This is a genomic window from Rubinisphaera italica (assembly GCF_007859715.1).
Classification (GTDB): Bacteria; Planctomycetota; Planctomycetia; order Planctomycetales; family Planctomycetaceae; genus Rubinisphaera; species Rubinisphaera italica.
The window spans coordinates 4759984-4774763 of sequence record NZ_SJPG01000001.1 but is presented as its reverse complement, the minus strand read 5'-3'; the positions used below and the strand labels follow the sequence as shown (position 1 = coordinate 4774763).

At 50.1% G+C, this 14780-nt stretch carries 11 protein-coding genes; 1 reads left to right on the top strand and 10 read right to left on the bottom strand.

What is annotated here, in order from left to right:
- Positions 1–162: 162 nt before the first annotated feature.
- Positions 163–1950 carry an ABC-F family ATP-binding cassette domain-containing protein gene (locus Pan54_RS18015; RefSeq protein WP_146504803.1) on the bottom strand — a complete coding sequence of 596 codons (1788 nt, stop codon included), beginning with the start codon at positions 1948–1950 and terminating at the stop codon, positions 163–165.
- A 160-nt stretch (positions 1951–2110) separates the two neighbouring features.
- On the bottom strand, positions 2111–2599 hold the full coding sequence (gene bfr / locus Pan54_RS18010; RefSeq protein WP_146504802.1) for a bacterioferritin: 489 nt from the start codon (positions 2597–2599) through the stop codon (positions 2111–2113).
- Between the two features lie 665 nt (positions 2600–3264).
- Here bfr and Pan54_RS18005 point away from each other — a divergent pair.
- Positions 3265–4107, top strand: coding sequence for an OmpA/MotB family protein (locus Pan54_RS18005; protein ID WP_146504801.1), 843 nt, complete (start codon positions 3265–3267; stop codon positions 4105–4107).
- A 173-nt stretch (positions 4108–4280) separates the two neighbouring features.
- Here Pan54_RS18005 and Pan54_RS18000 read toward each other — a convergent pair whose 3' ends face one another.
- The 8 genes from Pan54_RS18000 to Pan54_RS17965 form a co-directional block, all read right to left on the bottom strand.
- The gene (locus tag Pan54_RS18000; RefSeq protein ID WP_146504800.1) at positions 4281–6416 is read right to left on the bottom strand and encodes an ABC transporter permease subunit/CPBP intramembrane protease; all 2136 of its coding nucleotides are present in this window, start codon (positions 6414–6416) and stop codon (positions 4281–4283) included.
- Entirely contained in the window at positions 6413–7156 is a 744-nt protein-coding gene (locus tag Pan54_RS17995; RefSeq protein WP_146504799.1) for an ABC transporter ATP-binding protein, read from the bottom strand. Before Pan54_RS17995 ends, Pan54_RS18000 begins: the two co-directional genes overlap by 4 nt.
- 727 nt (positions 7157–7883) lie before the next feature.
- Positions 7884–8534: a hypothetical protein gene (locus Pan54_RS17990; protein WP_146504798.1), complete on the bottom strand. Its 651-nt coding sequence runs from the start codon at positions 8532–8534 to the stop codon at positions 7884–7886.
- Positions 8531–8920, bottom strand: a complete 390-nt coding sequence (locus Pan54_RS17985; protein ID WP_146504797.1) for a hypothetical protein — start codon at positions 8918–8920, stop codon at positions 8531–8533. The genes Pan54_RS17990 and Pan54_RS17985 overlap by 4 nt, the downstream gene beginning before the upstream one ends.
- Positions 8913–9689: a TIGR04255 family protein gene (locus Pan54_RS17980; protein WP_146504796.1), complete on the bottom strand. Its 777-nt coding sequence runs from the start codon at positions 9687–9689 to the stop codon at positions 8913–8915. The genes Pan54_RS17985 and Pan54_RS17980 overlap by 8 nt, the downstream gene beginning before the upstream one ends.
- 329 nt (positions 9690–10018) lie before the next feature.
- The gene (locus Pan54_RS17975) at positions 10019–12535 is read right to left on the bottom strand and encodes a tetratricopeptide repeat protein (protein ID WP_146504795.1); all 2517 of its coding nucleotides are present in this window, start codon (positions 12533–12535) and stop codon (positions 10019–10021) included.
- Between the two features lie 26 nt (positions 12536–12561).
- A complete protein-coding gene (locus tag Pan54_RS17970) occupies positions 12562–13800 on the bottom strand; it encodes an aminotransferase class I/II-fold pyridoxal phosphate-dependent enzyme (RefSeq protein ID WP_146504794.1) in 1239 nt (412 codons plus the stop codon).
- A gap of 201 nt (positions 13801–14001) precedes the next feature.
- Positions 14002–14676 (bottom strand): hypothetical protein, encoded by a 675-nt coding sequence (locus Pan54_RS17965; protein ID WP_146504793.1) that lies wholly within the window; start codon positions 14674–14676, stop codon positions 14002–14004.
- Positions 14677–14780 lie beyond the last annotated feature (104 nt).

The following is a 14780-nucleotide window of genomic DNA, read 5'->3' as shown; positions in this document are numbered from 1 at the left end:
CCCCGAAAGAGCTCTCACCCGTGTACGGTGAAGCCTCTTGTGCTTACTGCGCTCAACCGACAAAGTCGGCCAAGCCATACACGAACACTTTGAGTTTCTCAGTGTTAACCAGGCTATTAAATGACACACTCGCTTGCGCATCGTGCTTGTCGTTCATCCCCACTACCCCCACTCATCACTCATCTCTTCATTCAGCTCAAGCCACTCTTCTTCCAGAGTGGCGATTTCGGCTTTGAGGGATTCTAAGTGTTCGTGCGTTTTCTGGGCTTCGGTGGGATCAGTCATGGTGACGAACTTTTTCTGAATGGCCTGGCGTTCGTCGTCGAGGGTGGCGATTTTCTTTTCGATTTTGTTGAGCTGTTTGCGAGGGTCTTTCGAGCCCCGTTTCTTTTTGGCTTTGCCGGATTTCGGAGCCGGATCGTTGCTTGCAGCTGCGGAACCGCCGGCTCGTTCGGCTTCGTGATCGTCAATTTCTTTTTCGACGCGATACAGATACGAATCATAATCACCTGGATAATAGGCGACCCGACCATCCTGCACTTCAATCACCTGCGTACAAACCCGCTTCACAAAGTGACGATCGTGACTCACGAAGATGACGGTGCCGTTGTAGTTCTGTAGAGCATCAGCCAACGCTTCGAGAGTTTCGACGTCCAAATGGTTCCCCGGTTCGTCGAGAATCAGCACGTTGCAACCGGTGAGCAGTAAACCCGCCATACATAGCCGGGCACGTTCTCCCCCGCTCAGCACTTTGACCGGCTTTTCAATCAGCGGGCCACGAAACAGGAAACTGCCTGCCACTTCGAGCAGCTGTTGAGTCGTCACCCCGAGAGCAGCTTCGCTTTCAAGGTATTGCTTAACCGTCCAGTCCTGCGGAAGAGACGTATAAACGTGCTGTGCATAGACACCAAGTTCGCAGTTGTAGCCCCACTTTGGCTCGCCTTCGATGGTCGGCAGGGAGCCGACGAGTGTACGGAGTAATGTCGTTTTACCCTGACCGTTATCACCCACAACCGCAGTGCGGGTGCCGTGATCGATTTCGAAGCAGACATTCTCAGCGACCATATGATCGGGATATCCAATCGTCACCCCCTCACATCGCAGCGCCACCCCTTTGCGTTGTTCAACATTCGGCACCCGAATGCGGACATTCGACTCGGATTGTTCAAGTTCAATCAGTTCGAGCCGATCGAGTTGTTTCGCTTTGTTGCGGGCCTGGGCAGCTGTATTGGCATTGGCCCGATTCTTATTGATGAAGCGTTCGAGCTGCTTCATTTTCGCCTGAGTCGCTTCATTCACGCGCTCATCGTGTTCGCGTTGAACCTGCTTGGCTTCGAGAAATTTTTCGACATGGCCGGTGAACATCGTCAACTGACCACGAGCCACTTCGAGTGTGTGCGTACACGTCGCTTTGAGGAAGCCACGATCGTGAGAGACGATGAGGGCACCCCCTTTGAAGTGCCTCAGAAAGTGTTCGAGAAGAATCTGCGTACGCAGGTCGAGGAAGTTGGTCGGTTCGTCGAGCACCAGCAGATTCGGGTCTTGGAGCAGCAAAGCCGCCAACTTAACACGGGTCTGCCATCCGCCGGAAAGTTCTTTTACGGGACCTTCGAGATAGTCCCCTTTGATTTCGAACTCCGCAGCCACTTCCCCACATTTCCAGTCGGGTTCGCCGGTATCCCGCATCAGAAAATCGAGAGCAGATTCGCCAGGCTCAAACGGATCGTGCTGTTGCAAATAGCCTATGCGTAAGGACGGATGCCGAATAATTTCGCCACGATCGAGCTCTTCATTTTCTAGAAGAATCCGACAGAGCGTCGATTTCCCGGCTCCGTTGCGGCCGATGATGCCAACTTTTTCGTTCGACTTGAACGCGACTTCGGCGTGGTCAAGCAGGGCCTGAGAGCCGTAACTTTTGCAGGCATCTTGTACCTGGAGAATGATTGCCATGATTTTTGAAGGTGGAAGGTAGAGGGAGGAAGGAGGAATGTCATTACATCGATATACACATCGAATATTCAGTTATCCATGCGTTCGAGATATTTTAATAGTGAAGTTTGTTCTTTGTAATTGACCATTCCGCCTTCAACCTTCCGGCTTTCGCCTTCAATCAGTGGGCATCTTCCACATGTGGGCCCATTTGCGACATAAGGTAATTCTGGATGCCGATTTTTTCGATCAACTCGAGTTGAGATTCGAGCCAGTCGACATGTTCTTCGGATTGGACCAGAATTTTTTCCAGCAAATCGCGGGTGCCGGGATCGTTTTCGTCGTAGCAGACTTTGATCCCTTCGCGGTAAGTGTCGCAGCCCTTCATTTCGAGTGTCAGATCGTACTCGAACTGCGATTTGACATCGTCGCCGACACGAATGACATCGTAACGGGCAATTTCGGGAACCCCTTCGAGGAAGAGGATGCGATCGATCAGCCACTCGGCATGTTTCATTTCGCCCATCGATTCGCCGTAGTGCTTATCGCCCAGAATATGCAGTGCCCAGTTGTGGCACATTTTCGCCTGACAGAAATACTGGTTAATGGCAGTCAACTCGATGGTTAAACCGGCGTTCAACGCATCGACAACCTTGGAACTCCCCTTCATCACGCTCTCCTAATGGATTTATTGTTCAATTTGAGAGGTATTATAAGACTTCCGCAGACCTCCGCCAACTCTCGCAGGCGGATTGGATGAAATGAGATTAAATCCATTGAAGGGCGACGCATTCAGAAATTTGTACCACGGATGAACACGGATAAACACAGGTTTTTGAGTATCTCGAAAAATGAATATCGATAATCCGAATACAAGCACGACGCGCAATCGCATGTGTCATTGCAGCACCGGACATACGCGATTGCGCGTCGTGCTTGTAGGTTTTCAGAAATTAACCGTGCGGTGAATTTTCAAAATGTTTCACAGAATGATTAAAATCGGCTCAAGTTCTCAAGTCGCCAATCCGGGCTAAGTCCATGACTCACAACGGGTTGTTGCAGCCGTCTCTGCTGAACTTGATGTAAACTTTGCAATGAGAACAATTTTTTGAAATTCTCTTCTCAGAGATCCCAGAGTGCGGTAGAGTTCCTGTCCTACACGACTGATCCACGAAAACCCTTCTGTCAGTTGTTCGAAAAAATCTCAATGAGTGTTCTTCGATTCCTGAAGACCTCATCCCATCCCTGAAAACACTTCCAATTGCCCCAACTTCCAATTGAAATCGTCGCGCGTCCCCCGGACTGCTCGTGGTTTCAGGCGAAGGAGCCCTTCCCATGAACTGGATCCGTTTTTCTTTTTTCTGTTCCTGCTGTGCACTGGCACTGACACAGGTCGCCTGCAATGGCATGCCGCGGCGTCAACTCCGGATGAGTCAGCAGCGGGCGATGCGTCTGTATGCTGAGAATCAGGAACTGTTGAACGAAAGTTCCAACCTGGCGATGCAGTCCCATCAATACGAACAATCCATGAACGCGATGGCTCAACAGCAACACCTGATGGAACAACAACTCGCCAACATGAAAAACAATCTGGATATTGCCAACAATCGTCTGGTCAATCTGCAGAGCGAACGGGGTGAACTTCATAACCGTTACAAGAATCTGCTTATCCGATCCCGAGCAGGCGACAGTCCCCTTTCCGAAGAAGCAACCCGTCGCTTCCAGGAACTGGCCCGAAGATATCCCGACTTCGAATTCGATCCGATCACCGGCGTCAGTAAGTTTCATGCCGATATCCTCTTCTCATCCGGCAAAGCGAACCTGCGGGAATCAGCCGTGCCATTGCTGAGAGATTTGGCCGCGATTATGAATGATGGCTCTGCCCGCAGCTTGAACATGCTGATTGTCGGTCATACCGATGACCAGCCGATTCACAACGCAGGAGCCAATCATCCCACCAACTGGCACCTCTCCACGAACCGAGCCAACTCCGTATTACTCACATTGAAAGAAGCGGGCATAGCCGACCATCGCATGGGAGCAGCTGGCTATGGCGACACCCAGCCGATCGTCACCAATGCGAGCAGCCATGCCCGTCAAAGAAATCGTCGCGTCGAAATCTTCGTCCTCGCCCCCGATGCCGTCATCGCTGGCTGGGACCCCCGACACGTCCGCTAACAAGCGTTCCGCTTGACCGGGGCAGTCGCATGGATGCCGGGAAAGCGGAGAGTGTCCAGTTTGCTCCTGCAGAACGTGGATTGATCAACTGAAAACTCAAGGCACACAGATGGAAATGTCTGTGTGCTTTTTCTTGTTATTGAATCCAGAAACGAATGGGGCGAATGAATTGTTTAGTCTGATGATATTTCTGTAATTGACCGGGTGGTAGAGCCGACCCAGATAATTCCAATGATAATGCCTGTGGCCGAAGCGGCTAACCACGTAATCGGCAGATGAGATTGTTCGACGGTGCCAATATTCCACCCTGCGAGTTCTTCTCGAAAGCGGGCGAGTGTGAGTAACGTCGAATTATGAATGACGTGTAATAGTGCAGGAGCGAGGATCGAATTTGTGCGGACCGAAACCCAGCCGAGTAGCAGTCCCATCATTGTACTCGGGACCACTCTTTCTGGAGCAATCCCTCCCGCCAGGACGACATGGAAGAGTCCAAACGCGAGAGCAGTTCCACAGATCGTCGCCACCCGTCCGGCTGAACTCCTCCAACCGGAGAACAAAAACCCTCGAAAGAAGAACTCTTCGCATAACCCAGGAATCACTCCGAGGGCGACAATGATCACCCATAACGGAATCTGCTGCCACGTTTCCAATAACGACTTCACATTCTCGATTTTGGAGGCATCAAGCGTCTGTAAACCCATTGCTTCCAGAAGCACAACCACTTCAAATATCCAGGGCCAGGTGGAAAGACCAAGCAGAATCACCCCCGGCCAGACAAGCCCGTTCGGACGATTGATGCGGAAGGTCGATTTCAATTTCAGTCGCTGCCAGCATGCAAAAGCAATCGGAAGCACAACGAAGAGCAGAGCAGTCAGTCCAGCAGAGGCGAGCAGTCGCTGACTCATCGAGACTTCACTCACCCGCTGCAATAACCCCGAACAGACAAAATAAAATGGGAACAACATCGCCAGGATAAAGGTGCTGTTTCCGAACGTAGGCTTGTCGACTATGTGATCGGGTCGAATAAACAATTCGGCCCATTGCCCTCGACTACCCGTTGAAACGGCATCCGTCCCAAACATTCTTGCGGCAGCTGCCAGGAGTGAAAACGAATAAAGAAGTGTTGTCAGGAAAGCGATCACCGAAGGCAGCCATCTGGCCTGACCGTCAAATAGATCCCGAGCCAGCAGCAGCATGTTGACCATTGGCACGAAAGCGGTCATCTGATTCAACTCTGCCCCGGGCAACATAATCACAAACCCGGGAGCAATCGCCACCAGCAATAACGGAATCAAGTAAGCTTGAGCCTCCTTGAAACTGCGAGCCGAACTGGTCACCATCAATAAGGCAGCCGAGAAGAAAACCGCAAACGCCGCCAGGACTGCAAACAGTTTGAGCAGCAGCAGAAAAGTCAGTCCCTCTGCCCCGAACAAAGTCCCTTCAATCTGTAGGACATACGCGGTGATAGTCATCGCGGTCAGGTTCATCAGTCCGGTCAATAACGTGACTGTGATCACTGCGACATACTTGGCGATCAATATCCGAAACTTCGGCACCGGCAACGCCATCAATGTTTCCATCGTATCGCGTTCACGTTCGCCAGCGGTCAGGTCGATAGCCGGATACACACCTCCCGTTACCGTCATCATTAACAGGACCAGTGGAAAAAGTTGCAGAATCGCATTCGGAGTTTCAACCGGCGCGACGAACGATTTTGACTGACGAATTGGAATATCGAGTGTCGAATTATTTTCCAGCGACCAATGCTCAATTCGAGCGATATTCAACGCATTGAGCCGCGAGGCGACATAACTGGCGGCGGTTTCACTGGCGGGGGAACCGCTTCGCTGAATCAGTTGGATAGAGACTTTGGAATAAGGGTTTGCCCCTTCTTCACCAAGAGGTTGAATTTTGATTCCCAGATCGGCTTGCGTATTGGAGATGGAATTCTCCAGAGAATGTTCTCCATCATTATCCTGCGGGATGAGGTACTCAAATTCGAGATCAGGAGCCTCGGTGGAATCCTGGAATTGTTCAAGAATCGTTCCACCTGTTTTGAGAGCCTGCTGCAACCATAATGCTTCCGTTTCGGAGTTCAGCGTAAGCCTCAATGGAGCGGATGCCGTCTGGTTGGCATTCACGGCCATAAACCGAAAACACATTCCCAGCAGCGGATAAAGTAGAATCGGCATCGCCAGCAGTGTGATGATCGTCCGCCGATCCCGCAGCGTTTCCCGCAGCTCCTTACGGATGAAGGCGACCATCTGCTGACGAGCCGTGGTCTTATCAGAGGGCGAATCCGAATTCATACAGCCGCCTCCCGAACACCATCTTCAATCAACAGCTCCAGGAACATGTCCACCAGGGTGGACTTCCCGGTACTGTCTCGAAGTTCATCAATCGTTCCTTCGTGTCTCAGTTGTCCGTGATAGAGTAACCCAAACCGATCACACAATCGCTCAGCTTCTTCCAGCTTATGAGTGCAGACGATAATCGCTTTCTTCTGCTCCCGCAGCGTATTGACATAATCGAAAATCACATGGGCACCGACAACATCCAGCCCGCGAGTCGGTTCATCGAGCAGGACGACAGGGGGATCGTGAATCAAGGCTCTTGCCAGATTCACTCTCTGTTTCTGCCCCGTACTTAACGTGGCACAGCGTTGATCGAGAAATTCACCCAAGTTCATGATCTCCGTCAAAGCCTGAGTACGCGTTCGGATTTGACTCGGTGAAAGCGAGTAGGCCATCGCAAAATACTCGAGCACTTCCCGCGGCGTTAACCATTGATACAAACCGGCAGAAGCCGACACGAGACCAATATGACGTTTCACTTCTTCCGGATTCTTCTTGATCGAAAACTCATCAATCGTCGCATTCCCACTCGTCGGTTCGAGCAGACCGAGCAACATACGAAGCGTCGTCGTTTTCCCCGCTCCATTCGGGCCGAGCAAGCCATACACTTCGCCGTGGGAGACCGAGAGCGACAACGCATCCACCGCCAGCTTTTCCGCAGAGAAACGCTTCGTCAACTGATTCAACACAATCACCGAATCGTCTCCGATGGAGTAAATGGACAGATTGAGAGATGAGAAAAGAACTCAGCAAGAAAGGATTGGCTGAGCTTTGGATCAGTGATAACGTAGCATATTTGAGCCAGAAAGTCTCATCACGATTACAAGCACGAAGCGCAAGCGAGTAGGGTCCGCTGTCAGGTTGTGAATTTTTTATTCATCTAAATAATTGCCCCGTCAGATTTTGATTTCATTACATTTTTTCGCATTCAGTTGTTATTTGAAGAGCGAAAAGGGCAAATTCAAAACAGTGTAAACACACTGGACATTGGTGATGGTTAAAAAATTCACAACTTCTGAGCGGATCGTTTTACGCCGGTGGCCCGGCAGGGTGCCAGGGTCAGAAGCGCCAGCGGATGGCCCTGATTACGGTTGCATTCACTCTTAAGCATCCAAGGCACCGGGTGGCCTGGATAGCTACGCAATCTGGGTGAACGAAGTCCATAAATGGCTTTCAGAATGAAAGTGAATTATCCAAAAAAAACCCTACGGCTGCGCCGCCCCGAAAGAATCTTTCGGGACCACACGGCGATCAGTTGAAATCCCCATAAACTGGGGCGAATGTGACTAACCTCTAGTGGCGATACCACACCGGTAGCTGCTACGCATCAACCGGTGCTACCCGCTGGTTGAAAGTTCTGATTAAATCATTGGCTGCGATTGAAAACCAGTCGTTAAGACCACAAATGCAAATCTATCCCAATTACTGAGACTCTGTCGATTGATCGGGCTTTTGCCACGGATATGGCTCCGCCTCGCTGTACTGACTGCGATAGTATTCAAGCTCGGTCTCGTTGAGAGCATACCACTCATCGTACGGATACCTCCGAAAGAACTCCGCTAATCGCTCTCGAAAGTGTTCATCAGCCACGGGGTTCAATCTTCCCCTACGAAACTTACGCAATGCTTCCAGACCCAATCGAGGCACCCGTATTGTAACAGCAAATTCGACTGCCATCTTGCCGGTAAAGCCGACATTATCGTCTGGAGGCAGATAGAACCACTTCAGATTTGTACGCGCTTGTTGTGTGATTATGCTGACCCACGCTTTAGTTTTGCTTGCATCCTTTGCTTTGCCTTCTACGTCCGCGAAGGGTTTGATTTCACAAAGCGTGATGTCAGGGCTACGAACATTGTCGCAATCCTGCGAAGCCACTATTGCATAGACTGGACGAACCGGTAGGATAACGGTCAACTGATCGGGCTCGTTGACGATGTCACTCCACTGCGCCTCCTCAGTGCCAGTATCTCGCACTAGCGCAAGACTCCCAAGTGAAATCTCGGTTCGGGGAATGTGTGCGAAGATGTCTCCCTGCCGAATTGGCTCGTCTTCCCTAGGAAACTCGTAGATCACTCCTGAATCTCCAATTGGCGGGCCAGTTCATATTCAGCGGTAACAGCGTCTTTCCTAGCTCGTTCAGCCTGTTCCAGAATTTGAAGTGCGAGAATTCGAGCTTCGTTCAACTGTAGACGTCTCCGTTTTCTCTCCGGCCATGTTATGACATGGGCAGTCCTTGCAGTAGCATCGTACCGCCATGGATCAGCGACGGCGGTTAGTGGTGTGAAAGCTAGAAACACACTGAGCCCCAAAGGGCGTAGACACTTGACAGGCGATCGCGTCGAGCGACTTGCAATCGGAATCTCCGGTACGAACCATGGCCCCGTAGCGCTTCCCACCGACTCTACATCATTGGGGTTGCGATCATCGAATAATTGCGACAATGCGAGTGTTTTATTCACCTTTGAACCTCCGATGTAGTTCTCCATCGATCATTTTGAAGAACCAATCGTTTACCAGCTTATGTGAATCTTCAAGCCAAAGCTCGAACTCTTTAAGCATCTTGGGTACATCTTCACCGCTCGATTGCATAATGGTTTCCCAGATTAGCGCCGGGCTTTCGTTCTTCTGTCCGATCGCAACTCGAAGTTGCAGGCTACCAGGTGGAGTTGAACATCGAAAGGCTTGATGCAATTGAAAGTGAACTGGAGAGGACTCCACGCCAGTGTCGCCAAAGAACGCTGGAGGCAATTCGACAGACACTTTCAACATGTCTCTAAGATAGGAGCAAAAATCAGAGTCGTCGGACGGCAAATCGATGGCATCGATATATCGCAGCAAGAGCGACTCCACCTTCAGTGATTCAACCTTTGGGTAACTTTCAAACAGATGTTGCGTGGCTTCTAAAGCGCGTTTGCGAAAGTCAGGCCAATTGTACTTCGCCGTATCGTTGACGGTGAACACACCAGGCCCCAACTGCACCAATGGCCATTCACCCTCTGCCACGCGAAAACGGTGTTGGACTGTGTGGCCAGCCATTTCATCAGGAATATTGGCCGTTTCCAGCTGCTCATGCACCGGATATTCCTTGTTCAAACGATCAAACAACCTTCCCAGCAGCAGTCTGTAGTGCGGGTCAGTGGCAAAGCCGGGGGCTTTTTGCTGCAAAGACCAGCGAACCTCAAGAATTGCCTCTACCAGTGGCTTGTTCTTCAACTCTCTCGAACTCATTCGCGTGCCTTGCAATCTCGCATCTCGAAGTTATGTATATGTAGTGGCCTTTAATGGTGCGCAACATAACTAAAACTATTGGACTGCAGACCATTCATCGGCTTCAGTGTGTCACAATCTAAAGTATAACAGTTGTAAACGGCTGCAGCAATGCGACTGGGTGGCAGGGGCGAGAGCGTCAGCGGATGGCCTTGGTTACGGTTACATTCGTAGTTAAACCTCCAAATCGTTGGATGGCTGAAGTCACGGATAACCTCGAAAGAATCTTTCGGGGCCACTCGCGGCCACAGAACTGTGGCACACACTCGCTTGCGCTTCATGCCTGTCTGTTATTTTGCATTCTTCAATTGCCGTGAAAGTTCCGCATATCCCTGCTTCAATACCGGGCTGCCGGCGTCGGGATAGAGGAGTGTAGTCACCGAGACAATCTTTTTCGCTTCTTCGATGCGTCCCGTTCTCAGGCAGGCGTTGGCCAGTTCGTAGCGGGCGCGATGCCAGTCGAGTTCTCCTTGACGAGTCGTCGCGGCTTTCTTTTTCCAGAGTGTGTATAACGCTTCGAGACATTCCTGATTATTGCATTCAATCAGCAAGGCTGTCAGGCGGGCAATCAGTGGATCGTTGACGGGTAAGCCCTCGACCAGGTCCTGATAAATCGGAATCGCCTTACTGAGCCGGCCGATTTTGTAGTACGCTTCGGCTTCATAGCGTTTCAGAGCATTGGCCTGTTGAGGAGTCAAACTCGTTGTCATCAATTTCAATCGAGCAATCACGCGCAGGCTGATCGAGCCGAGGATCTGTTCGGTTTGAGAATCGGCCGATTCGATCTCTGCAAGTTGTTCGAGCAGAAACATCGCTTCCTGCTGAGTGTTCGTAAGGGAATCTGCTCCGTCGAACAGTTGATAGGCTTCCTGAGAGCGTCCCAGTTGAATCAGTAGAATTCCACGATCGATCGTGAGTGATCGATTCCACTTCGCCAGTAATTCGGGCTCCACCTGAAATCGTGCATCGTTATTCTTGAGGTCTGTGAAGAGAGCTTGTAACTCGCGAAATGTCTCCGGAAGACTTTGATGCAATCCGGTTTCAAAGTTGAGCAATAACTGACACACTTGCAGAATTGCTTCGACCTGGGAAGCGGTTTCGACTCTCTGCCATTCGACGGAAGTGAGAAAACGATTGGCCAGACTGACGACATCACTCAGCAATTCCCGATTGGCAGCCTCCTGAGTTTTCAGCAAATAATCGTAACACTGAAAGATACGATTCTGGGCGTCAAAATAACGAGTGTGAGTCGTGGGGATCTGTCGATATTCAACAATCGCAGCAGCAAACTGACGCCGGGCAAAAGTCAACTCGGCCAGTCGCCAGCGGGCATCGAGGGCTGTTTCCCGTTGAGGGTATCTTTGTAAATGATCAGCCAGGGCATTTGCATAGGCATTCAATTTATCCAGACTCGGCTGAGCCGAGTAGACTTTTTCCAGACTCGTAATCCACAGCAGATGGATCTGATCCATCCCCGGGAAATTTGGTGAACTCATCCAGATCGAATTCAACTGGGCAGCGGCTTCAGTAAAATGTTGTCCACGGAAGTAGACATCGGCCACTTCCCGGGCGAGCTGGATCAGTTGTTCCCAGCGTCCGGAATTTTGTGCGGAGAGAATAGCCGCTTCGTAAGTTTGACGGGCAGTTGCAAATTCACCATCTCGCACTGCGGTTCGAGCCTGATTTACCAGAGCGGCTAACTCCGGACCAAAGGTCTGCACCGCGACGGCATCGCTCAAGTATCGGGAAGCCAGCTGAGCTTCAAACGCCTGCCCTTCGGCGGCCAGTTGAGAGGTTCGCAACCGAACTTCCTCGACCAGTTTATTCGCCAACTCTTCATCCCCTTTGAGCCGGACCTGCACGGATAATTCTGCCAAAGCTTTCAAACGTAAGCCCCGCAAGCGAGTGGATAAGGGGTTCTGTTTTTTTGCGAGTTCATTAATCAGCGTCACCGCTTCGGAATACAGGGCCTGATCAATCAGGTAGCGAACGCGTTCTTCCGCGACCCGTTGTTCCAGAATCGGACTCGTTGAGCCGGAGAGAATCGTAGCGGCTGTTTTATTGAACTCTTCCGATTGCCTGCCCAGCCTGTAATCTGACAGCAGCAGAAGTTGAGCATCCAGATAATACTCCTGCGAAAGAATTGAGCGATGAACTTCTTTCAGAGAAGCTTTGCTCAGGCTCAGGTATTGAGTGCGCAGTGAGGCATTGGCGGATTTCCAGTCTGCGATCCGCAGAAAACATCTGCCAAGTGCCAGTTGAATCTCATCCGTTGTCACTTCAGGTGCGATAGTTTCCGCACCGGATAAGGCATCGCTTTCCGCGAGAGCTTTCTGAAGTTGTTGAATCGCCGAGGCTGATAACCTCTCGAATTGCAGACGCAGTTCGGTGTTCGCCGGGTTGAGTTGGAGAACCCAGAATAACTGTTCGACGCGAGAAGCTTCCAGCAACGCCGATTCCGCCTGATAGCGATCGGCATTTAACTTGTCGATATTGACCGCTTGGAACGCCTGCTCCCACAAACTTTTTGAATCATTCAAGGGAACGGTTTGAGCATGATCGCGAAACGTACGAGCCAGTTCGATGCGATACAGCAACTCAAACGGAGGACGGATCGCCGGATCATTCAACGCGCGTTGACACAGAAGTTCTGCCAGTGCAAACAGACGTCTTTGACGGAGAGATTCGAAGTAGCGGTGTTCGGAATCGTTCTGATTGACGATCACAAATTCCCGTTCCTGAGCCGGGGATTCCGGAATGATCGACAAGCAGCCGATCATCAGAATCACCCAACACACGAATTTCATGATTACTCCTGTTTTGAGTCTCGACTTTAACTCTCGGCTGTCACTGCTGATTTATTCAGGCAGCGATCAATCTGCCGGACGGCTTGTCGCAGTCGTTGGACATTCTCGACGATAGCCAATCGCAGGTAACCTTCGCCATCTTCACCGAAACCACGGCCCGGGCTGACGGCGACACCACCTTCATCAAGCAGTTTCATCGCGAAGTCGATCGAGCCCATTTTGGCCCACGGTTCTGGAATTTTTGCCCAGACGAACATCGTTCCTTTCGGACGCTCTAGTTCCCAACCGATTCTTTCGAGACCATCACATAAAACATCGCGGCGGACCTGATATTCATCGGCGACGCTTTCGACGGCGGCTTCGCAATGACGCATCGCGACAATCGCAGCAATCTGCGTCGGCTGGAACAAACCGTAATCGTAGTAACCTTTGATGGTCGCCAATGCCCGGACCATCTCCTGATTTCCGGCACAGAATCCGACACGCCAACCGGCCATACTGTAGCCTTTGCTCATAGTCGTAAATTCGACACCGACATCGCTCGCCCCTTTCGAGGAGAGGAAGCTGGGAGCTTTGTAGCCGTCGAAACAGATGTCTGCGTAGGCGAAATCGGAAATGACGAGGAATTCGTAACGCTTGGCCAGTTTGACCAGCTCATCGTAAAAATCCTGTTCAACACATGTCGTGCTGGGGTTATGTGGGAAGTTGACAATGACTAGCTTCGGTTTTGGGTACAGATGCTGACAGGTGTAGGCAATATTCGAGAGAAACTTGTCCGGCTCACGACAGTCGAGCGAAATCACATTTCCGGCTGCTAGAGCGACGGCGTAAACATGTATCGGGAAATATGGAGCTGGGACAATTGCCGTATCGCCAGGGCCCATTAAGGCCAGACACAGGTGGCTGAACCCTTCTTTGGAACCGATACAGGTGACGATTTCGCTATCGGGATCGAGCCTCACACCGTACTTTTTGAAGTAACGTGTGGCGACTTCTTTCCGCAAATTGGCGATGCCGTTTGAAACCGAATAGCGATGGTTTTTCGGATCGCTGAGCGCTTCGGTCATTTTCTCAATGATGAGCGGATCGGGAGGATCGGTCGGATTCCCCATCCCCAGGTCGATGACATCGACACCGGCAACTCGCTTTTCATATTTGAGCTTATTGATCTTCCCAAACAGATACGGCGGCAACCGTTTGACACGGTCGGCAATCGGAATGGAAAAGGGATTGTCACTAAACGGAACTTCAGATTCACTTCGCATAACGGCGGATTCACTCTGGGGGATTTCGATCAAATATGCCGACTCACACGGCTATTTCATATCATACTCACTTGATTGTGAATAGGACAGTATTGAATCAATCCAGGTTCGAGGAATCGATGCCATCAAAAATTATGGATGCGTAGCGAAGTGAAATTCAGGGTCATGCCTGATTAGTAAATTGAATTCCATTGTTTCGGTTTATTGAACTGGGCCATTGATAATAGATGGGGATATTTCCTCTTTATATTCTTTCTCCAGAAGGAATACGGCTAATTCAACTTTGGTTTTTCCTGACTGTTGTACTATTTTTGCAAGCGATTTTTCTGCAACTTGCATAAGTGGAATCATTTCGAATTTCCACTCTCCATTTTGTTTAGTGAAATCCAGAGTGATTTCATCAGAGGGTTGGCCTTTGAACAAGATAGTCGATATCGCTCTATCTCCCTCGATTAGTGTTTTATTTATCTCCATATCAATCACCGTGTTTTCGTCGATCATGCCTTCATCGACACCCCAAGTGAACAGTGAAGCCCCATCCATTTTCGATAGTTCTGATTCCTTCAGACGATATCTTAAATGGAAAATCATGATGACATCTAAAGTTTGAAGAGAGTCAAAATCGACATCTTCTGTGCCCAGTGCCCATTTCCGACATAATTCATAGTACAAAATGGTTTCTGCTGTCACATATTGAACTGCTAAGGCACCATCCTTATTGCTCAATGCCGTTTTAAATTTGTTAAAAACTTCTTTAGGATTATCACTCTCTTGGGATTCAGCTTCATTAATAGTGCTCTTACTTTCTTTGTCCGAAGCTGAATCGGAGCATCCAAAAAGAAAAAGCAGGCTGCAAATCAAGAAGAATTTACTCATTAGTAGTTATATTCTTTAGATCAAGGCACAAATGTTTGTGAACAAAAAATGACACAAAATCAGTTCTTGAATTTATTCCCGAAACCAAATTGTGCCATAGTCAA